Source organism: Sporosarcina sp. Y1004 (assembly GCF_057669665.1).
Window position 1 is genome coordinate 32,009 of record NZ_JBYHFQ010000011.1, and the last position, 20,935, is coordinate 52,943.

General features: G+C 35.9%; 21 protein-coding genes. 2 read left to right on the plus strand and 19 right to left on the minus strand.

What is annotated here, in order from left to right; genetic code table 11:
• Nucleotides 1-105: 105 nt before the first annotated feature.
• The 8 genes from AC25Y6_RS09660 to ssuE form a co-directional block, all read right to left on the minus strand.
• Entirely contained in the window at nucleotides 106-288 is a 183-nt protein-coding gene (locus tag AC25Y6_RS09660; protein WP_488142837.1) for a hypothetical protein, read from the minus strand.
• Nucleotides 264-437, minus strand: a complete 174-nt coding sequence (locus tag AC25Y6_RS09665; protein ID WP_488142838.1) for a PD-(D/E)XK nuclease family protein — start codon at nucleotides 435-437, stop codon at nucleotides 264-266. Before AC25Y6_RS09665 ends, AC25Y6_RS09660 begins: the two co-directional genes overlap by 25 nt.
• A 315-nt stretch (nucleotides 438-752) precedes the next feature.
• A complete protein-coding gene (locus tag AC25Y6_RS09670; RefSeq protein ID WP_488142839.1) occupies nucleotides 753-2,087 on the minus strand; it encodes an LLM class flavin-dependent oxidoreductase in 1,335 nt (444 codons plus the stop codon).
• 52 nt (nucleotides 2,088-2,139) lie between these two features.
• A complete protein-coding gene (locus tag AC25Y6_RS09675) occupies nucleotides 2,140-3,165 on the minus strand; it encodes an ABC transporter substrate-binding protein (protein WP_488142840.1) in 1,026 nt (341 codons plus the stop codon).
• Between the two features lie 42 nt (nucleotides 3,166-3,207).
• Nucleotides 3,208-4,032 (minus strand): ABC transporter permease, encoded by an 825-nt coding sequence (locus AC25Y6_RS09680; RefSeq protein WP_488142841.1) that lies wholly within the window; start codon nucleotides 4,030-4,032, stop codon nucleotides 3,208-3,210.
• Nucleotides 4,033-4,054: 22 nt separating this feature from the next.
• The gene (locus AC25Y6_RS09685) at nucleotides 4,055-4,864 is read right to left on the minus strand and encodes an ABC transporter ATP-binding protein (RefSeq protein WP_488142842.1); all 810 of its coding nucleotides are present in this window, start codon (nucleotides 4,862-4,864) and stop codon (nucleotides 4,055-4,057) included.
• Nucleotides 4,865-5,360: 496 nt separating this feature from the next.
• Nucleotides 5,361-5,699: a hypothetical protein gene (locus tag AC25Y6_RS09690; RefSeq protein WP_488142843.1), complete on the minus strand. Its 339-nt coding sequence runs from the start codon at nucleotides 5,697-5,699 to the stop codon at nucleotides 5,361-5,363.
• Between the two features lie 128 nt (nucleotides 5,700-5,827).
• Complete coding sequence (gene ssuE, locus AC25Y6_RS09695) at nucleotides 5,828-6,376, minus strand: NADPH-dependent FMN reductase (protein ID WP_488142844.1); 549 nt, start codon at nucleotides 6,374-6,376, stop codon at nucleotides 5,828-5,830.
• A gap of 903 nt (nucleotides 6,377-7,279) precedes the next feature.
• Here ssuE and AC25Y6_RS09700 point away from each other — a divergent pair.
• Nucleotides 7,280-7,879 carry a recombinase family protein gene (locus AC25Y6_RS09700; RefSeq protein ID WP_488142845.1) on the plus strand — a complete coding sequence of 200 codons (600 nt, stop codon included), beginning with the start codon at nucleotides 7,280-7,282 and terminating at the stop codon, nucleotides 7,877-7,879.
• Between the two features lie 606 nt (nucleotides 7,880-8,485).
• A complete protein-coding gene (locus tag AC25Y6_RS09705) occupies nucleotides 8,486-8,683 on the plus strand; it encodes a hypothetical protein (protein ID WP_488142846.1) in 198 nt (65 codons plus the stop codon).
• A gap of 461 nt (nucleotides 8,684-9,144) precedes the next feature.
• On the opposite strand, the gene AC25Y6_RS09710 is transcribed toward AC25Y6_RS09705, so the two are convergent.
• The 11 genes from AC25Y6_RS09710 to AC25Y6_RS09760 form a co-directional block, all read right to left on the minus strand.
• The gene (locus AC25Y6_RS09710; RefSeq protein ID WP_488142847.1) at nucleotides 9,145-9,831 is read right to left on the minus strand and encodes a cysteine hydrolase family protein; all 687 of its coding nucleotides are present in this window, start codon (nucleotides 9,829-9,831) and stop codon (nucleotides 9,145-9,147) included.
• Between the two features lie 16 nt (nucleotides 9,832-9,847).
• Nucleotides 9,848-10,396, minus strand: coding sequence for a hypothetical protein (locus AC25Y6_RS09715; protein ID WP_488142848.1), 549 nt, complete (start codon nucleotides 10,394-10,396; stop codon nucleotides 9,848-9,850).
• Nucleotides 10,397-10,781: 385 nt separating this feature from the next.
• The gene (locus AC25Y6_RS09720; RefSeq protein WP_488142849.1) at nucleotides 10,782-10,973 is read right to left on the minus strand and encodes a hypothetical protein; all 192 of its coding nucleotides are present in this window, start codon (nucleotides 10,971-10,973) and stop codon (nucleotides 10,782-10,784) included.
• 632 nt (nucleotides 10,974-11,605) lie between these two features.
• Nucleotides 11,606-12,955, minus strand: coding sequence for an MFS transporter (locus AC25Y6_RS09725; RefSeq protein WP_488142850.1), 1,350 nt, complete (start codon nucleotides 12,953-12,955; stop codon nucleotides 11,606-11,608).
• Between the two features lie 67 nt (nucleotides 12,956-13,022).
• Complete coding sequence (locus AC25Y6_RS09730; protein WP_488142851.1) at nucleotides 13,023-13,910, minus strand: isocitrate lyase/PEP mutase family protein; 888 nt, start codon at nucleotides 13,908-13,910, stop codon at nucleotides 13,023-13,025.
• Nucleotides 13,911-13,923: 13 nt separating this feature from the next.
• Nucleotides 13,924-14,634, minus strand: a complete 711-nt coding sequence (locus AC25Y6_RS09735) for an isochorismatase family protein (protein WP_488142852.1) — start codon at nucleotides 14,632-14,634, stop codon at nucleotides 13,924-13,926.
• Nucleotides 14,631-16,004, minus strand: a complete 1,374-nt coding sequence (locus tag AC25Y6_RS09740; RefSeq protein ID WP_488142853.1) for a dihydroorotase — start codon at nucleotides 16,002-16,004, stop codon at nucleotides 14,631-14,633. Before AC25Y6_RS09740 ends, AC25Y6_RS09735 begins: the two co-directional genes overlap by 4 nt.
• Complete coding sequence (locus tag AC25Y6_RS09745) at nucleotides 16,004-16,729, minus strand: GntR family transcriptional regulator (protein WP_488142854.1); 726 nt, start codon at nucleotides 16,727-16,729, stop codon at nucleotides 16,004-16,006. Before AC25Y6_RS09745 ends, AC25Y6_RS09740 begins: the two co-directional genes overlap by 1 nt.
• Nucleotides 16,729-18,123, minus strand: a complete 1,395-nt coding sequence (locus AC25Y6_RS09750; RefSeq protein WP_488142855.1) for an MmgE/PrpD family protein — start codon at nucleotides 18,121-18,123, stop codon at nucleotides 16,729-16,731. The genes AC25Y6_RS09745 and AC25Y6_RS09750 overlap by 1 nt, the downstream gene beginning before the upstream one ends.
• On the minus strand, nucleotides 18,120-19,529 hold the full coding sequence (locus AC25Y6_RS09755; protein ID WP_488142856.1) for an FAD-dependent oxidoreductase: 1,410 nt from the start codon (nucleotides 19,527-19,529) through the stop codon (nucleotides 18,120-18,122). The genes AC25Y6_RS09750 and AC25Y6_RS09755 overlap by 4 nt, the downstream gene beginning before the upstream one ends.
• Nucleotides 19,507-20,883: an MmgE/PrpD family protein gene (locus tag AC25Y6_RS09760; protein ID WP_488142857.1), complete on the minus strand. Its 1,377-nt coding sequence runs from the start codon at nucleotides 20,881-20,883 to the stop codon at nucleotides 19,507-19,509. The genes AC25Y6_RS09755 and AC25Y6_RS09760 overlap by 23 nt, the downstream gene beginning before the upstream one ends.
• Between the last annotated feature and the right edge of the window lie 52 nt (nucleotides 20,884-20,935).

Here is a 20,935-nt window from a genome sequence, read left to right on the forward strand (position 1 = left end):
GGTTTAAGTTGTTCAATGAGGAACATTTCCCTGATCGTAATAGTACACTTTTATGAACACCCTGTTAAAAATGAAATACAAAACATAAAATCGTTCACAAATGTATTAAGACACTTTTCGAACGTTCACTCGTTTATTTGCGGCTTCGCGAACAGAATTATACTTCTGTCTCCCCATGTTCTCAGTAAGTGGTGCACGACTAACCAATTCTGATATTTCATCCATTGTCACTTCTGGATGAAACTCAGCTTCAATAATCCCGTTTAAAATGGCTTCTGAATGAGACACTTCATTAATTTTATCCTCGACTGCTTTATGGACCCTTTACCCAAAGCTAGAGGGTATGTAGCTGGTTCTTCGTATCCTTCTAGATATTTCTTGATGAAGCGGTAAGGACAGGTTGTGTAGAGACTTAATCTTGAAAAAGAAAAAATCATAGTGTATCTTCAATTCCATTTGTGATATCAAAAAAGCCGACTACCCCAATATGGGTATATCGACTTTTAAAAGATACTTCGCCTATTTTATTTTGACTAACCTAACTCTCATTTGGCTACTCATTTTCTGTTTTACATGCTCTTTAATATCATTAGAAAGTGTCGCATTCAGATGAAGACGATTTACAATCACTCGGAGTATTTTAGCCACATCAAGAGACCTTCAACCTCTTGTTGAATACCTGTTAAACGGGATTACTTTGTTTTGCCTCATTAATAAATTCTTTAACCACATTCTCTACTTTACTTGATTGATTATTGTGTCTGTTTTACATTTGGATTCACAGGTACTGAAAGCCCTAAATTCCCGCGAAGTGTATCACTCTCATATTCAGTACGGAATAAACCACGACGCTGTAATTCTGGAATAACTAAATCCACAATATCGTTAAAGCCTTCTGGGAAAGTTGGCGGCATAATATTGAAGCCATCTGCGCCTTCATTTAAGAACCACTCTTCTAATTGATCTGCAATTTGTGAAGGTGTACCAACGATTTCACGGTGGCCACGTGCACCTGCAATATGCTCATAAACTTCTTGTAATGTTGTTAAATTTTCACGCTCTGCAATAGCTTTAATAATATTTGAACGGATTTGTGGATTAGTACTATCTTCAGTCGCTCCAAAATTTTCTGGCAATGGTGCATTAATATCATAGCTACTTAAATCAATACCCGCGTAGAAAGATAAATATCCTAAACCAACTTCTGGAGAGATGTAACTATTCAATTCTTTCTGTTTACGCTTCGCTTCTTCTTCTGTTTTAGCCACTGTAATAAAGACTCCTGGCATTACTTTTAAGTCGTCTGACTTACGTCCATATTTTGCAAGACGTCCCTTCACATCACTATAAAACGCTTGCGCTTCTGCTAATGTTTGCCATGCTGTGAAAATAACTTCTGCTGTTTTCGCAGCCAATTCTTTTCCCGCTTCTGAAGAACCTGCCTGTATAATAACAGGGTGCCCTTGTGGTGTTGAAGGTGAATCCAATGTACCTTGAACTTTGAAATATTTTCCTTCATGATCTACTGGATGCACTTTCTCTAAGTCTAAAAAACGTCCTTTTTCTTTATCAATAACTAACGCGTCTTCTTCAATCGAAAACCATAATTTTTTCACTACATCTACAAATTCTTCCGCGCGTTCATAACGATTCGCATGTTGTAAATGCTTTTCTTGTCCAAATAATAATGACTCACTATCATTCATGGAAGTGACAACATTCCATGCAGCACGACCTTTAGATAAATGATCGATTGAGCCGTACTTTCTTGCTACATGAAATGGCTCATTATATGTTGTTGTTAACGTTGCAGTTAAACCAATATTTTTTGTTAGTGCTGTTAGTGCTGATATTATGACAACAGGATCTAACTTCAAGCCAGAATGACCATTCTCTGAAACGTCTTGCCCAAATACGTCCGCGAAGAAAATCATATCAAACTTTCCACGTTCCGCTGTTTGTGCGATTTCCATAAAATAATCCAAATTAAAAATACGTTCAGCACCTGAGTTCGGATAGCGCCAGCTTGCTAAATGATGTCCAGGCGATAAAATAAAAGCCCCTAATCTCATCTGTTTTTTTACCATTTAAATACACTCCCTATTAAACTATTTATATAAACTTATACTGAAAGAAAAATTATTTTGCATATGAGTTGAATTCATTTGTATATAAATCTGTTACTTTAACTTCACCTTCTTTGAGATCTCCAATACTTATAAACCAGTCAGCCCATACTTGGTAATCAGAATCTTGGATTACGCCACCTTCTGTAGCAAGCCCAGAGCTCTTCCAATATTTTATATTGTCAGTTGTTTCTTTACGTCCACGATTTTCAATAATATCCTCTTGACGTGCAATAACTTCTTCAACTGGTGTCGTTTGTGCCCATTCAATAGCTTTCGACACGCCGTCAACAAATATTTTCACTGTTGTCGGATTCTGTTCAATAAATTCTTCACTAAAAAAGTAGTTACCTGCTGTGAATGTTCCATATAACTCGAAATCTGTAAATAATGTTGCAAGACCGCCTTTTTCAATTGCACGATCTTTAACAAAACCAAGCATTCCTGCTGCATCAATTTGTTTATTTCTCAATGCTTGTTCAGTATTAGCTGCTGGAATTGTTACTAATGTTATCTGTTCAATTTCTTTTTTTGTCAAACCACTTTGCTCTAAATATCCTTTTAATACGATTTCTACATGAGCACCTAGTGTATTCACACCTATTGTTTTACCGATTAAATCTTTTGCTTCTTTAATACCACTATCTTCTAATGTTAAATAAGCAACATTTGTATTTTCATCACTGCCATACGCTCCAACAACTGATTTAATTTTCACATTTTTAGATGCTGATTTTACCAATGCACCATTAAATGCAAAACCAAACTCAAGTTGGTCCGTTGCTACTAATTGTATATTTTCAGGTCCACCTGTATAAACACCTTGATAATCCAATTTTAGACCTTCAAGATAACCTAAATCCTTTGCTAATTCTGGAAGTGATACTGAACCAGGATTGTCTGTATACCGTAATGTTGTTACTTCCGTTTTATTTCCTTCACTATCTGTTTTCGCATCTTCATTATTCCCGCACGCAATTAATATATTTACTAAACCTACAAGTAACACTAAAAGAAACCACTGCTTTTTAATATTCATTTTACTTGCTCCTATCCTTTTTTGAATCCAATGCCTCATTTATTATTGATTCATTGGTTGCTTCCATTTTGAAAACCTACGTTCTAATGCAGTCAGTCCTAGGTTGATTAGTAAACCTAGTAATGAAATTGTTAATATACCCGCATACATTTCAGGGATTTGGAAGTTATATTGCGAATACGTAATTAAATAACCTAAGCCTTCTTTCGCTCCTACCATTTCTGCTGCAATTAACACTAAAATCGCCCCTGTTCCTGCCATACGAATACCAGTAAAAATGGTTGGTACAGATGCAGGTAAGATTACTTTTAGAAATAGCTTAAATGAAGAAATATTCATCGAACGGGCCGATTTAATTAGTAATGGATCCACGTTACCTACAGCTGCAATTGTATTTAGAAGAATGGGCCATATGCAGGCAAATAAGACAATCGCAATTTTAGATGTTTCCCCAATTCCTAGTAGTAACATAAATACTGGTAGCAAGGCTAATGCGGCTGTATTCCGAAACAATTCCATTATTGGATTTAATAATTCTCTTGCTAGTGGGTACCAGCCTATTAATAATCCCAATGGAATCGCAATAAGTAACGCTAACCCAAAGCCACTCACGGAACGAGTGATGCTCGCTAAAAAATGTGAGAAAAGTTCGCCGGAAATAATCATTTCCCACCAAGCAATTACAACACTAGAAAACGAAGGGAAGAATGCAGCGTCTACTAAACCAATTCGTGGTGCTATTTCCCATAGTAAAAAAAATGCGACTAATACAATGGACTGTTTGGCAAACTTTTTTATACTAGATAACCCAAAGACTTTTTGTTTAATCGTTTTCAAAGATGAACTACTAGATTCTACCGTTACCATATAAATGAACTCCTCTCTCTATTTATATATTTGCTCCTTGGTATTCCGCTTCATGTAGTAAACTCCAAACCTCATGGCGTGCTTTCACAAAATCTGGATGGGAACGAATGTCAGCATCCTCTAAACGATTTTTAAGTGGGATATTCACAATTGCTTTCACCCTTCCTGGATTCGGTGATAAAATCACTACACGCTCTCCTAAATAGACTGCCTCATCAATACCATGTGTGATAAAAATAATCGTTTTCTTCGTTTTCTGCCAAATACGCAAAAGCTCACTTTGCAATGATTCACGTGTTTGCGCATCCAATGCTGCAAAAGGTTCATCCATTAGCAACACATCTGGGTTAAACGCTAAACTTCTAGCAATCGCCACGCGTTGTTTCATTCCTCCAGATAGTTCATGCGGATAGCGCTCTCCAAAATCGCTCAGACCAACTAAAGAAAGAAAATGATCTGCTTGCTCTTTGCGTTCATGCTTCGGTACTCCCTTTGCCTCTAAGCCGAATTCAATATTGCCACGCGCTGTCTTCCATGGAAATAAAGCATACTGCTGAAAAACAGTACCACGATCTAGTCCGGGACCTGTAATTTCTTTCCCATCAATTAAAATACGTCCGCTTGTTGGTTTCGTTAACCCCCCTAATAAATCCAGCAACGTCGATTTCCCACACCCACTCGGCCCTACTAATGTGACAAACTCTCCTTCTTTAACGCTAAAATCTACATCCTTTATCGCTGTAAATTCTTTTGTGGCCCCTTTATTTTTCGCATCACGAACAGTAAATTTTTTTATAACACGCTCAAATCTAATTTTTTCAACAGCCGTCATTTCTATCACTCCATCCCTTAATAATTAATAAACAGATCAAGATAGTATGTAGATTACTAGTTGTCTCTAGGTTACTTTACAAAAAAAGCTCAGATGAAAACGATTAACGTTTATCCTCTGAGCCTCCGGTTGATCCAGTGAGCAGTAGTACTATATACTTGCTATTGAATTAACTTTTCACCAATAATTATCAGACCCCTATTTTCACCCATATGATTGAAACAGAGGCCTTTAGCATGACTAATCAGACGATATTATAAGTGTATGTGTGCGTATGTTCAATTCCCACTAGACTTATAGGTTTACTTGAATAAAAGAAAATGAATTGTCAACGATATTTCAATAAGTTCATCAAAATTAGTATGCTTTTCCGTTGTCAATAGTTGTGGTATGTAAATAATTCTTCATCCCTTTCCTACTTCGTTACCGATGTTTTTATATGTTTTATATTCTACTAAAATTGTTGGTTAACATTTTTACATAAGTAAGCATTTTATTATTTTTGCTTTCTTATTCCCGTAAACTCATTCAGTTTTGTCGACAGTCCACCATGTCCAAATTTAATGAATTTTGATTCACCTTGCCTTAATCCATCCTCTACAGAAAACTTCAGGAATTCCAACAAGAGAATTCGGCGGTAATACACATTAACAATCCCATTCTCATAAAACCAGTTATCAATTGTATTAAAAACACCTCTATTCACACCGAATTGTCGATCGCACCATTTAAAAAATTGTAAATCGGGAAGGTTTAGTGATTCACTCCTTTCCCAGGCAATTTTGCGAATCGGTTTCAAATAAGCCTCATTAGGAATTATGTCTTGCGTTTGCATAATAAATTACCTCCTTTCAAAATAACTATTACCAAGATAGTTCGGCATAAACAGAGAAGGCCCCACCTAAGTTGTTAAATTAAGATGAGGGCCTTTAGTTTTCTAATCAGCCGATTTCTATTTTTTGGTTAACTAACACGGTTTTTTATTACTTCTTTCTGGTTTTGAAAGAACTTCAACACATCAACGAGCCGATTCTCAGCTTCCTCTGCAATGAGAAACTCATTTCCGTTTAATCGTTTAATTTGATCGTCCACTACAAAGACACCATTTAATATCTCTGTCGCGCCAAGTGCAGATAGTACTGGCTTTAAGGCGTATTCAATCGCAAGTAAATGACCCAAAGAACCGCCTATCGCAACAGGTAATACCGATTTTCCTTTTAATATTTTTTGTGGCAGTAAGTCAAGGTATGTCTTCAAAATCCCTGAGAACGATGCTTTATACACAGGTGTTAGTACAACCACAATATCCGAGTCTTCAACAATTTTATTCGCTTGAATGATCGCTCTACTGGAAAAGTTAGCTTTTATAAGATCTTCAGCAGGCAAATCATGTACGTAAATCGTGTCGTAAGGCAAACTCTCTGTTTCAAAAAAACTTTCTATTCTTTTTTGAATCCCTGTCAATCGAGACTCCTTGCTGTTCCCGCCGTTAATAATAACCGCTTTTGACACCTACCCTCATCCTCCTTCAATAAAGTTTTAGATTGTAAAACACACAATCATTTTCGGGATTTCTCATCCCTATTAAAATTATAAGTATAATCATATATATGAAGTAATTGGCCTTTACTTTTTGTTAACTAGTCGATTCCGAATATTCATTCAATTTTAGATAAATTAATACTCACTTTATATTCGATATCCCCCAATCAATAAGCAGAAAAGGCCCCCATCTTAAATAAATTAAGGTGGAGGCCTTTAGTTGCCTAATCAGCCGTTTGCTATTTATTTTTGTTGAATCAGGGTTACCATCATTGATTTCCAGAAATCCGCTACACATTTCGAAGCTAGTTCTTTAGCATCTTTCCTAATGAGAACTGTCTTATTCCTTACAACTCGATTTTATACAGATTACCTTGAACACCCTGTCAATTGGACTCCTTGCTGTTCCCGCCTTTAATAATAACCGCTTTTGACATCTAACCTCATCCTCCTTCAATAAAGTTTTAGATTGTAAACCACAAAATCATTTTTGGGATTTCTAATCCCTATTAAAGCTATTGGAATTATCATATATCTTTTACTAATAAAAAGTCAACCATAAAATTACAGAATTTAAAGAAAATTAGTTGATATCGACGCTTTGCAATAAAACACTTCCTATATATTGTTATGTAAATCTAGTAATAAAAAATATTGTGATTTTATCTCATTTCCAGAATTATATGCAACGTTATCCGAAATTGATTCATTTTTTTTAGTAAAATTCATCTCGCTCCAATTGTGATTGAGGTAGCTGTATTCTATAATTCATGTTCATCCCGGGTATACCCTGTCCAAACACATTCGAATGTAGTAGAATCAATATATAGATTTGTTCAATCAGGGTTGTTCATTGAATGGAGGGTAATTATTATGATTTTTGGCTATGCACGAGTTAGTACGAAGGAACAAAACTTAGATAGACAACTGAAAGACTTAGAAGTATTCGGCTGTAATCGAATCTATACCGAAAAGCAATCAGGAAAAGATTTCAATCGACCAGTCTATCGTGAAATGAGAGCAAAAATGCGTTTTGGCGATGTATTAGTAGTTCATGACCTAAGTAGGTTTGGTCGAAATAAGGAAGAGATACGCGATGAATGGAAATCTCTGATTGACGAAGAAATCGATGTAGTCGTTTTGAATATGCCTATTCTTGATACACGAAAATACAAAGAGCTCGAAGGAATGGGCCAGTTAGTTTCTGATATCGTTTTTACGCTACTCTCGTGGATGGTGGATGATGATCGCCAACGGATTCGCATTGCACAACAAGAAGGTATTGCAATCGCCAAGCAGCAAGGCAAATATCGTGGGGGCAAAAAAAGATATCACGAAGGTGCAACTGGAAAAGATAAAGTTATTTATGAACGTGTCGTGCAACTACTTTCGGAAAATAGAAGCATCGTAGATATACATCGTCAAGTTGAAATTTCTAGGAATACAATTTATACGATAAAAGCTGAGTTATGAGACATAGTATTTATTGAATGCACTTTCTATAATCGGCAGAATAGATTTCACTTTTACAACAACAACTTGACAACAAAACTGAAAGCAATAATAAACTTATATGTATCTATGTTTTTTAGCGAGATAATTAATCAATTCCCCGTCAATGTTTGCATTGTATATTGTACGTAGTCCTAATTCAGTATCTAATACCCATTAGTTAATAAAGCTTTTGATCCATTCGCTTTTCTTCTCTATTAATGCTACCTTTTTGTTTAACATTGCTTTAGTAAATCGAGTATTTGGATCAAATATACTTTCAGTCGAAACATTGCAAAGTGCAATAAAATCGACGAAATGATAAAAAAGACAATTACCCCTAAAAAGGTAATTGCCCTTGACAAAGGTGTCTACAACACTCCTTGTAGCATTATTCTATGCCCGAATGTAGATTCAAATGTTATGACACTTGAACTAAAATATATTATAAATCTTCGCAATAGCACTCCTTATAACGATTTAACTAATAAGGGGATATAGAAATAATAGAATCCATTCGACATATTTTACAAAATCGCTTAGAATAATCCGAATAACCTGTATACTCTTTCGAAAGGGGGTGTCGGAATGGATGATGGAGGATCTTTGTACAATAGTATGCCAGTAAAATTGTTATCAGGGTTTTATTACCATATTAACAAAAACATAGATAATGGAATATTATCTAATGCCATGTACCATGAAATCAATCTAATTAAACAAGTAGCTGTGAAAAAAGGGATTTCATTAACGCATCTATATGAACGAGGATCATCTATAAAATAATAATACATAGATTTCTTTAGGGGGCAATTTCTGTATGCCTCTCTTTTTTTATGGAGGATATGGCACCAATGATCACACGTCCGCTACGACTTTCCAGGGAGGGTTTTCCGTCTGCCTCTAGTTGAGGTGAAGGCTTTCATTGTTAATTATTCATCTTGTTTTATCCACCGAATCTCGACTTCTTCTTCCGCTTCCATTCTAGGTTAAATCAATATTCAACAAATGAGTTACATAGCTGTGTTTAAGTTGGTGTCGATGAATTTCTCTATTGATTTCAGATCAATTTGAGATTCGCTTGATGATGCATCACATTTGGGCAACACTCATTTTATATGGCTGCCTTACTGTCACAAAGATGGCAGGATTAATGTCATTATGGCTTTCAATAAAGCGTCTAAGCCATATGTCGCAACGTGTATTAAAATAGACTACCCTTCCCTTATAACATTTTTCTCGTACTATCACAAATCGGTTTCTTGTGTTTGAATAAAATCCTCAATATCAGTTAACTCGATTCCTTTTGTCTGATATTTCTCAAGCATTTTATTCAACAGGTCTTTTTTTATGGAAAATATGGAATCTTCCAATACAATAACGTGATAACCTCTGTTTATGCCGCCCAAAGCTGTTTTGTAAACACAACTACTGGCATCTGCACCAACAATGTAAAGGGTATCAATCTCGTTTTCTATGAGATAATTTTCAAAATTTTCTACAGAAAAAGCATCAGTGCGGAGCTTGCTAAAAATGTTATCCGATTGTATGGATAATTCTTTATATAAGTCCGCTCCATCACTATTGGCCTGATACATACCATTAGTAAACAATGAATCCAAAGAGTTTCCAGTAAACTCTTGCTTGGTGTAAATAATATCCATTTTAGAGTCATTGGCATATTCGATAGCTGTATTGATGTTAGCCATTAACGGTTCCGTGTTGCCGTATTCGGATATACCCAAGGTGTCATTTTGAATATCTAGTACCAGAAGCGCGCTTTTGGGACTATCATATTTGGAGATTGAATCGCTCTTTGTAGCACTCGACAAATATACCAACCGTAAGGCAATAATTCCGAAACAAAGTATCAATATTCCAATAATACTAATGAGTATCATACGAAGATTGCTCCCTTTATTCTTTATTTTCATAACAGTCACCTCTTAGTTATTTGTCTTTTGGGGGTGTAATAATAGTTGCGAGTATATGCATTCTTTGTTCCTCGACCAAAGCGTTTCTTGTTTGATAAGGAGCAATTATTTCTTTAAACTTATTTCCGATATCTACCATTTCTTCGACAGTTGCATAGATAGGAATTGCGCTGAAACCCGAACCATCCTCAACAATATTAATAGAAGATTTTTCAGCATAATTTTGAAACTCTTTCATCAATACAATGATAAAGTTCGTAAACAACTTAAAGTATGCTTCACCATCATTCTGCTCAACGATAGATTGGTTGACATTCAAAAAGCTCTCATTCAATGAGTAAACTTTCTGAGTTACGGCTCGGACTTTATTTTCTGCAACAATCTTTAAAACCCCGCTTTCTACCAAACGATTTAATGTGCGATAGAGCGTGGCCTGAGGGATATCGTATTGTGATGATAATAAATCTTTTGCTGTACACTCACCTTTTTCTTGAATAGAAAGTATGATTTGTCTTTTAACCGGGTTGACAATGCAGTCCATTATTTCCTTAATGCTAATATCCATTTGGATAATCATCTCCCAATATTATCTATATGATTATATTATCATGTTGATACCATAAAAGAGAAATAGTTAATTTTACTAACGGGGTAAAGATTCGGCTGCCTTTACAGGGTAGCTTTTTCTTATTGGGTAATGAAGTAAATCAATAGGTATCATAAAGTACCGTAATACGAAAAGATACTCAATCGACAAAACTAATAATAAACCTATTTTGAATTAGAGTTGCATTCAATATGTGATTGGATTAACACTCACAAACAATATCAAATCTTCTAAAGAGAAGGTTAGACTCTACCAATCTCACAACCAACTTTATTCAAATTACCCTCTTCCAGTATTTCTAATAGCCATTATGTACCTTCTCACACATTATGCTTTCATCCTGTTACCTTACTGTTAGACGAAGTAGAAACATATACATCTCATTGAATTCTTCCTCTTTTTTATCCAATAATTCCTTCTGAATGTCTGTTTCAACAAAATCAGCCCCCTCTTTAGTAAAAAAACGCGACTTTGTTTTAGCTTGTCTAATGGTAGCGTCTGTAGAAATTTTCACCTTACCTGTTATTCTACCCATTAAAAAACCCCCTTGTAGAATTTTTCTTGAAAATAATGGATTCGATAAAAGTCGTAACACATTAAAAACATTTAATTTATTCTGATCACTCGCTGTTTGGTCTTACCAATACCGTGGTCAGAACAAATATCAGAAACACTATAATTTGTATTCTTATTCGTGTTGTAGTTCATCTATAAAAAACCCCTTTCACTTTTACCACTTATTCAATCAAGTCATTCGAAGAATGGTCGCTTTTTCTTTAAATTTCTAGTTCCCATCCACCCCTTCTTCCTTCTAAGTAAGAATAATATTCCCCCCTGTTGACGTCTAACATCGACGTACATCGAGGGGAGATCCGCTTGCTGAAGATTAACGATTACCAATGATTGCGAAGAATATCTCTACTATGACAATGGAAAGACAATAAAACACGATTTAAGGATTGATAAATTTGAGGAACCGACAGAAGTCGTAGCAGTATTGGAGGAGGCATAAGCCCCGTCCATTTTTGTTCATTCTACATAGCACACTGATAAAATATTTAGTATAAAAACAAAAGATTAAAAAGATAAAAAACATGCTAAGTTATGTTAAATAGTCTGGACATAAGCCCATCTATTCTCGATAACTTTGCATGTATAAATAACTATTTATTTTACAAGTGATTCGCTTGCAGAAACACCATGTACTTTAACCGTCTTTTTTTCTGCTTCATAGGATTGGGTAATATCAATATTATTAGTTTCCTTCACAAAATAAATTGCTGTTAGACTGATCGAACAGATAGCAATCATGTAAATTGAGATTGCCCACGTTCCACCAGCCCAAGCCAATAATAAAGTCGCAATAAATGGTGCTGTGCCGCCGAATACCATTGATGCTAAGTTATACCCAAGTGCAGCTCCTGTATAGCGTACCTTTACATCAAACATTTCACAGAAGAAAGCTGACTGTGGTCCATAAGCAGCTGATTGAATTACAGATAATAACAATGTCATCGCAATTAGAATAAAGAAGGTATCACCAGTCTTAACGATTGCGAAGTATGGAAATGTGAATAACATTGTACTAATAATACTAATCATTGTCAGCTTACGACGCCCATATTTATCAGATAAATAGCCAAAAATCGGAATAGTAACTAAGAACACAATTGATGCGATTAACATATTATTTAACATATCAGCACGGTCAAGCCCTAGTTGGCCTGTCGCATAGGAGATAGTAAATACTGCAACAATCCAAAACGTAACATTGTTAGTTCCTGAAATTCCCGCAGCCATAAGAATTGCTTTAGGTTGCGTTTTAAATAATTCTAAAACCGGAACTTTCGCTTCTTTTTTCTCTTCCTTAACTTTGCTAAATGCTTCAGATTCAGTAATTTTTAATCGAATAACTAAACCAACAATTACTAGAACCATACTTAACAAGAATGGAATACGCCAACCCCAAGCCAAAAATTGGGCATCAGGGAGAATCGTTACTAACGAAATAACACCCGTTGATAAAATTAATCCTGCTGGTGAACCCATTTGTGTTGCACTACCAAATAAACCGCGTTTTCCTTTTGGGGCGTTTTCGACTGCTAATAAAGAAGCTCCTCCCCACTCGCCTCCGATCGCAACTCCCTGTAATAGTCTTAATAACGTTAATAAAATGGGTGCCCATACCCCAATTTGTGCATAAGTTGGGAGCAGACCAATAGAAAATGTTGCTAGTCCCATTAAGACAAGAGAAGTAATCAGTGTTGTTTTTCGACCTACGCGATCTCCAAAGTGTCCAAAAATGATCCCACCAATTGGTCTTGCAAAGAAACCAACAGCAAAACTCGCAAAAGCAGCTAAAGTACCTGCTAACGGACTAAGTTCCGGGAAAAATAACTTATTAAATACCAAGGCTGCGATAGTTCCATAAATGAAATAGTCATACCATTCAATCGTTGTACCAACAAAACTTGCGATAGCGGATCTTCTATGTCCATTTTTTTTAGTTTCAGTCAATATTAATCCCCCCAAGAAACTTCAATTTATTTTGTAATCTATCAACAGCCTTTTAAAGTTATAAGAGTTAGTTTATATTTATTACTTTTAGCTCTAGATAATCTTTTTCGATTTGCTCAAAGTATGCTTTGTTTGTAATTTCGTTTCTTTCCTTCATCGTGATCATCGTATGTTCAATTCCAATACTAGCTCCATTCGATTTTAAACTTTGGAGCGACTCTTCCATTGCCTTAATTCCCACTCGCATCGCCATATTTGCATATAAAACTAAACGATAACCCATCTCTGATAACTGTTCATAGGATAAGATAGGCGTTTTACCGTGCTCTACCATATTTGCTACTAATGGTGCATGAACTCGCTTTGCAATTTCTCTAAGTTCTTCTTCTGATTGAGGGGCTTCTACAAAAATCATATCTGCACCTGCAGCGTAATATTCATTTGCTCGATTAATAGCTTCATCCAATCCTTTAATTGCTCTAGCATCTGTTCTCGCAATAATGATGAAGTCTGGATCTTGTCTTGCTTCAACGGAAGCTTTAATTTTTCCGACCATTTCTTCAAGAGAAATGATCTCTTTTCCTTCAAAATGGCCACATTTTTTTGGAGCAATCTGATCTTCGATTTGAATACCTGAAGCGCCGGCTTGTTCGAACTCTTTTATTGTTCTCATTAAGTTAACTGCATTTCCATAACCGGTGTCGGCATCTGCTATAACCGGGATATTGGTTGCGTTACTAATGTAACGTACTTGATTCACCATTTCAGTCATGGTTACTAGTCCTACATCTGGAGTACCTAACTGAGTGTTAGCTACACCTGCGCCGCTTACATAGACTACTGGAAACCCTGCTCGTTCTACTAATCTCGCCGTAATTGCGTTGGGCGCCCCCGGTACTACAATTAATTCGTCTTTTTCAATTAATTTTCTCAATACGCTTGTCTTTTTCAACAAATCACACTCTCCTTTATGTCAATGAATGGGGTTTTAGCTTAGAAATTTGCTCAAGTACTTGTTCTGTAGTAATCACATCTGCGTACTTTGAGTTCATATCAAATAGGCTAATTGCATGACTTACTTCGCCTCTATCAAAAACAGCATCTTCTGGAATAACTACTTTAAAACCATATGAGAATGCATCTACCACTGTTGCTCTAACGCATCCACTTGTAGTTGCCCCCGTAACAATAAGCGTATCTACACCTAAATCATTTAAATAGGTCATCAATGGTGTTCCAAAAAATGCACTTGCGTAACGTTTACTAACTACCATTTCACCTGGCATTGGCTTAACTTCATCTACAATTTCCGTGCCACGATTACCAGCTCTATGCGAGCTATCTACCATGCCGGGAATTTTATCCTTCCAACGACCTGTATCAAATTCATTTGTTCTTTCTACTACTGGGTAAAGAATAGGGAAACCAAGTTCTCTCGATAATTCAATAATATCTTTGATTTTCGTAACAGCATCCCAGCCCCTTTCACCAATTGCTGTTGGATAGCTCTCCATAGCCTCTAGAATCGGCGCTCTTTTCTCACCAATTGTTCTATATTGTGTGTCAATTACTAGAACAGCGGGTTTACTTCCAAATCCAGCACTATTTCCAAATCCAGCTTTTTCATAAACTTCTTTGTCTATACTTTTTAAATATTCTTCCCACACAGGCTTTGTCATTGTAATACCCCTTCCTTTGTTCGAGCTAAGTAGTTTCCATATCCAGGATTACCAACAATTTCTCCATCTTCCATGATGATATTTCCTCTAACTATCGTCATAATTGGCCAACCTTTTAGATTCATCCCCTCATAAATTGTATAGTCACAATATGAACCTAAATCTTCGGCCGCAACTACCTTTTCTAAATCTAAATCTACTAGGACTAAGTCAGCATCATACCCCTCAGCAATAAAACCTTTCTTATCGCTTACACCAAATATTTTGGCTGGGTTTTCACATAAAACTTCCACAATTCGTTTCAGTGTCACATTGCGTTTGTGATATCCTTCATCAAGCATTAAAGGTAATAACGTTGTTAAACCTGTAAATCCTGCTGAAGCTTTCCAAATGCCACCTTCTTTGTGTTTCTTCATTCTCGGTACATGATCAGATGCCACTACCTGAATTGTTCCATCTTTAATCCCATCCCATAGTGCTTCGATATCTTGGTCATATCTTAAAGGTGGGTTTACTTTTCCCAATACACCTACATCACTCTGACAGGTTTTAACTAAATAATGTGTACATGTCTCGACAAAGAAATTTTGATATCTTTCTTTAAACATTCTACATTCCTGCAATGCTTTTTTAGAGCTCACATGTGGAATATAGAGAGTTAAATCTGTTTCCAACGCGAAATATAGGGCTCTTAATATACTTTCTGCTTCTGTGAAATCATACCTCGACTTTGTCCAAAGCTCTAAACTTTCCTCATGATTTTGCAAGCTTTCGCGTAACTTCCAAATCACCTCAATATTTTCCGGATGTACTGCTATTATTCCGTTAGGTAATGCTGCCACTGATTTGAAAAAATCATACATCATTCCATCATCAATGCCCTCAATCCCTAAGTAGGCACCTTCTTTTCCTTTAAAACTCATGAAGAACTTATAAGAAGATACACCATAATCCTCGTAATACTTTAAGAGGTTCGTTTTGTGCACATCACTTACTAAACCTAAATGAAATCCCACATCAATATACGCTTCATTTTCTACCTGTTCTAAATTTGATGTATACAGTTTTTCATATTCATCCGAATCAAATAAATATGTGAATGTCGAAGTAACTCCACCTAACGCAGCAGCTTTTGTTTCTGTTAAATATGGATTAGGCGAATCCCCCATCGTCAGATGTGTATGTGCATCAATAACCCCAGGCAATACAACTTTTCCTTCAGCAAGAATTAAGTTTTGAAACGCATCTACCATATCTGATGGTTCATAAATTTTTTTTATTTTCCCATCCTTGATTCCTATATCTACTTTCACAAGTCCTTTACCAGAAAGTAACACATGTCCACCTTTTACTAGGTAATCTAAAGTCATCAAATCCTTCCTCTCTTATTTGTAATAGTACTAATCGCTTCAATAACGTTAGTCTTACTATTCTCTATATGTTTTTTCATGATAGTACGCGCTTTTTCCAGATCTTTTTCTTTTATGGCTTCAAAAACTTGAACGTGTTCATCTATAGCTTTACTTGTGCGAGTCTTACCTGTAGAAGTGCTTAAATATCGGTAACGATCAACTCTTGGTTGAAGTATCGAAACTAACGATTTAGTAACCTCATTATTTGCGATAATGGATATTCTTTCGTGAAACTCTCTCCCTCGCTCGCCAACTATTTCCGTTTCCATTGATAAATCCGCTGCTTGCATCTTTTCAAGATCGGTTTGTAATTGAAGAATGCCTATATTCGTCATATTTTCATATGCTTGAACTAGTGATAAATCTTCTAATGCTTGCCTTACTCTATATATCTCTTGAGCCTCTTTAACAGTTATCTTCTTTACATATAAGCGCCCATTTCCCCCTCGTTCTATTAGCTCCATAGCTTGAAGCTTTATTAAAGCATCCCTCAAGGGCGTCCGACTTATGTTCATTTTAGAAGATAATAATTCTTCAGATAGCCATGTGCCCTCAGGTATTTTATTTCTAACGATGGCTCTTTCTAACGTTAAATAAGCATTTTCGCTTGTTGACAATTGGGGTGATTTTTCATAAATTAAATTAAAATCTACACTGTCTATTAAAATTGCTGATTTTCTCACTATAAAACCTCCAAATTACGCTTCCTATACCTTTTTGTAACTTCATTAATAAATTCTAAATTAGGCTGTGTTTCAAGCTGAAGTATAGCGTCCATTAACTCTTTAATGCCTTTTTCCTCCATATATAAGCCGGCATTCATTCTGAATTTCCCTATTATTTCATCTCGTGATAGTGGATTTTTAGGTCCACCTCTATTTTCTAATAAAATTGCTGATTGACTCTCGCCATTCTTAAGTAATACCTCAACTTCCCCAGAAAAACTTTCAGGATACCTGCTATTCTCATCAATTACATATTCTACTTTCTTCATCACTTCTGCCAATTGTTTTCGTTTCACCATTTCATCTACAAATGATTGATGTGTAAGATCTGTGTCTAAAAGTGCCGTTGCAACTGCAAATGGTAAACTAAATTTAGCTTCATAACCCGTTTTAGGATTTCGTTTAAATTCGAGAGGTTCTAATACAACAGGAACAATTTCCTGACTCACCTTACAAATCACCTTTTCAATATCTGACGTTTTTATACCGTCCTTCAATAATTCTTTTATACAATCAATATAAGCATGATTAAAATGGCAGCATGGATATGGTTTATATGCAATTTCACTTGTTAACCATTGTTCTCCAAATGAATCCCAGACCCGTTCAATCGGTTCATTATTACCATTAGCAAATGTTTTATAAAAACCGTGTTCTCCTTCAAATACGGTTGATGGTCCTTCAATATCGTAATCAGCTAATAATGTTGCAATAATACCATTATGCCCTGCCCAACCCGGGTGCGTTTTCTTTATTGTCGATCCTTGTTTTGCATATTCAAATATCCCTGATGAAAAACTCCCTGCATTTCCCAATGCAGCTACAATTTTTTCCTCTGTTAAATTTTTTAAATAAGAAGTAATCACTACAGAGCCAAAAGGACCGCAAACGGACGTAGTGTGAAAACCGTTGTTCTGAAAAACATTAGGTGCGGCTAAACCCAAACGAATTAATGATTCCCAGCCTAGTATCATAGAAGTAATCACTTCTTTCCCGCTAGCTTTCGATTCATTACCGATCGCTAACGCAACAGGTACAACTATAGAACTTCCATGAATAATAGATCTCGTATGGGTATCATCATTTTCAAGACTATGCAATAAGGTACCGTTCATAAATGCAGCAATATGTGATGAAAAACTCTCTTCCCCCATAGCCCCCCAACTGGTGTTACCTGCGTTTAGTTTTTTAGCTACGCTCAACACACCATTATTTTCTTGCTGGGTAGCAGCTGCTAATATCACACCTATAGAATCCAATAAGTGTAATTTTGCTTCGTCAACAACTGTTGAGGGAATCGTCTCATAACGAAAGTTCTTCACAAGTGAGGCAATTCTTTTAGACAGCGTCATAGTGCTTCATTTCCTGATAACGTATATTCTCTTTGAATAGTTTCGGTTGCATGCTTACCAGCAATGCGTCCCCAAACAAATGCAGTTAACAAACCATTTCCAGATGAATATCCTAAAGAGCTCTCCGTTCCTGAAATTCCTACAGCAACGCCACCACCCGCATAAAGATTTTTTATGATTGTGCCATCAGATTTTATTGGTTGTGCATGCTTGTTAATATTCAAGCCTCCTTGAGTATGGAATAAGCCACTCGTTGCCTTTACCCCATAGAAGGGTGCCTGTATTAACTGATTATCCTCATTAGTACGTCCGAATTTATCCTGTCCATTTGAAAAACCCTCCTTATAAGATGACCAAGTTTCTTCTAATGACTGTGCATTAATGCCTAAATCTTGAGCGAGTTCAGTCATTGAATTAAAGCCACCTTTGACTGCACCAAAGTCACACATATCTTTAAATTCTTCTTCTGTATTGTAGGTATTTTCGTAGATTGTCTTATCAAATATTACATATACTGTGCCGTCTTCTTGTGCTTGTACATTTCCAGCTAGTCCTGAATATCCTAATGATTCATTACAAAATCTTTGAGCATTCTGATTAACCAAGAATCCACCCTTTTCAACAGTTGTCCAAGATACGATACTCCCTAATGTTGATACTGCCGCATATCCTTGGTATGCTTCCATAGATTTCAACTCAACTCCTAGTTTTTCTCCCCAAAGAATCCCTTCACCTGTACTACCGACAGCACCAAAATACGGTGCCTTACTAATTTCCGAACAATATTTTCTCACCATTTCTTTATTTGCACCAAATCCATTCGTGCCAAGGATGACGCTTTTACACTGTATATATTCCTCTTTATTATTTACGAGCGTTTTAACGCCTATCACTTCATTTTCCTCATTAGTAATCAAATCCACTACTTGGATATTTGTCGCAACAATAACTTCCTCTTTTTCTAATGCTTTTATAAGATCTTTTACTAAATCCTCACCCTTTTTATTTTTAGGTGCGTGTAAACGATATTCAGAATGGCCGACATGTTTATATTCAGTGATAATATCAATTTCCACATCCATTTCTTCTACAAGCCATTCCACTAGTTCACTTGATTGCTCGCAAAGTTGTAATAGTAAATCCCAATCACCCTCATTATTTGCTTTGGCGTAAAGATCCTTAGCCATTTGTAAAGGAGAGTCTTCAATTCCTTTACCTCTTTGGTACTTTGTATTTGCAGCAGGAATAGAACCTGTACTTAGAATTGTATTTCCACCTAACTTATTGCTCTTTTCAATTAATAAAACTTCTAAACCTTTTTGTTTCACCGTTAAAGCTGCTGCAATACCACATGCACCACCGCCTATAACTACTACATCTGTTTCAAGATTCCAATTGTAATTCATAATATTCCTCCTTAGGTTTCATCAAATTAATTAAATCAAATATTTTATTTTTAGAATCTTTATATAAAATGAGTTCAACAATCTCTTCAGGGTTTTCAATAACTTCAGAAGATAAGCGAATAAACTTTTCGATGATTTCATTAACTTTTAATGGATTTGAATGTTCTCCTTTTGCGCTAATTACTTTTTCTTTATCTATTGATCCATCATCATAAATTACAGTAACCTCTGAAGGTCGACTTTGAGACGAAATCAAATCTTCTTCACTAACCTCAATTAACTCCCTTAATCTGACTACTTCGGGATTTAAAATCATTTCTTCTGTAAAGGCTTCTCTCCCAGCGTTTCCTCCTATCCAAGTGGAAGCAATAATATGTGGAAGAGAGAACTTCGCCCCTAATGAAGTTACCGGATGTACTTCTTCTAATGACAGCGCTTTCGCATGTGTCTTCACTAAGACCTTCTTTATTTTTAATTGTTTATGATTCCGTTCTCGAATTTCTAATATGGCTTCAATAGAGGCGTGTGCATACTGACAACACGCAAATTGTTTGTGATATCCATAGTTAACCGCATATCGTTTACCTAGCTCCAAAGTCATCGCATTTGGCACGTAGTTCGCTTTATAAATATTGGAAAATACGCTTTCTATGGAACTTGTAATCCCTAATATATTTGACTCAACAGCCGTGATGACAGATATACCAATTGATGCACCTATGCCAGTCCATAAGTTCCTAGATAACGCTCCTTTTATTGCATGGTCGTAAGGAGATGCAAGCGTTAAAGTAGTTGCCGTTAAAATAACTTGTAATAAGTTTTCTGCTGTATAACCTTTCAACTTCGCAATTGCTACTGAGGAACAAATTGTTGGAAACACACCATGTGGATGAAGTGAAAATGATTCAAATTCCCACGTTTCTGCCAATCTAGCTCCACATTCATAGCCCACAATTAGAGATATAATCACTTGTTCAAGCGAAGCTGAATCTTCTTCAGCAATGGCTAGTAAGGCAGGTATTGTATAAATTCCGGCATGACAAGTTGCTAAACGAAATCCTTCATCCAATTCTTCCCAACATCCTGCAATTCCATTTAATTGAGCAGCTAATTGTGGTGTGGTTTTATTAAATCGGTTGCAAAGAACGGTTGCTTGACCTATTGAATTATCAATATTGCTTTTTTCTCTATACATACTCACTTCCGAAGCTAGGCTACCAGCAAAGATTGCACCCAAATCATCTAATAGAATTTGTTTCGCTTTTTCAATAGTTGCTGTATCTAGGTCTTCATATGAAAGATTTGTAGCCCAATTACAAAATTCCATTAAATCCATATTAATTTTTTCTTCCAATATCTTACCTCCTCTAAAAGTGTGAAAATTAATTTCTGCATTCTTTGTATTC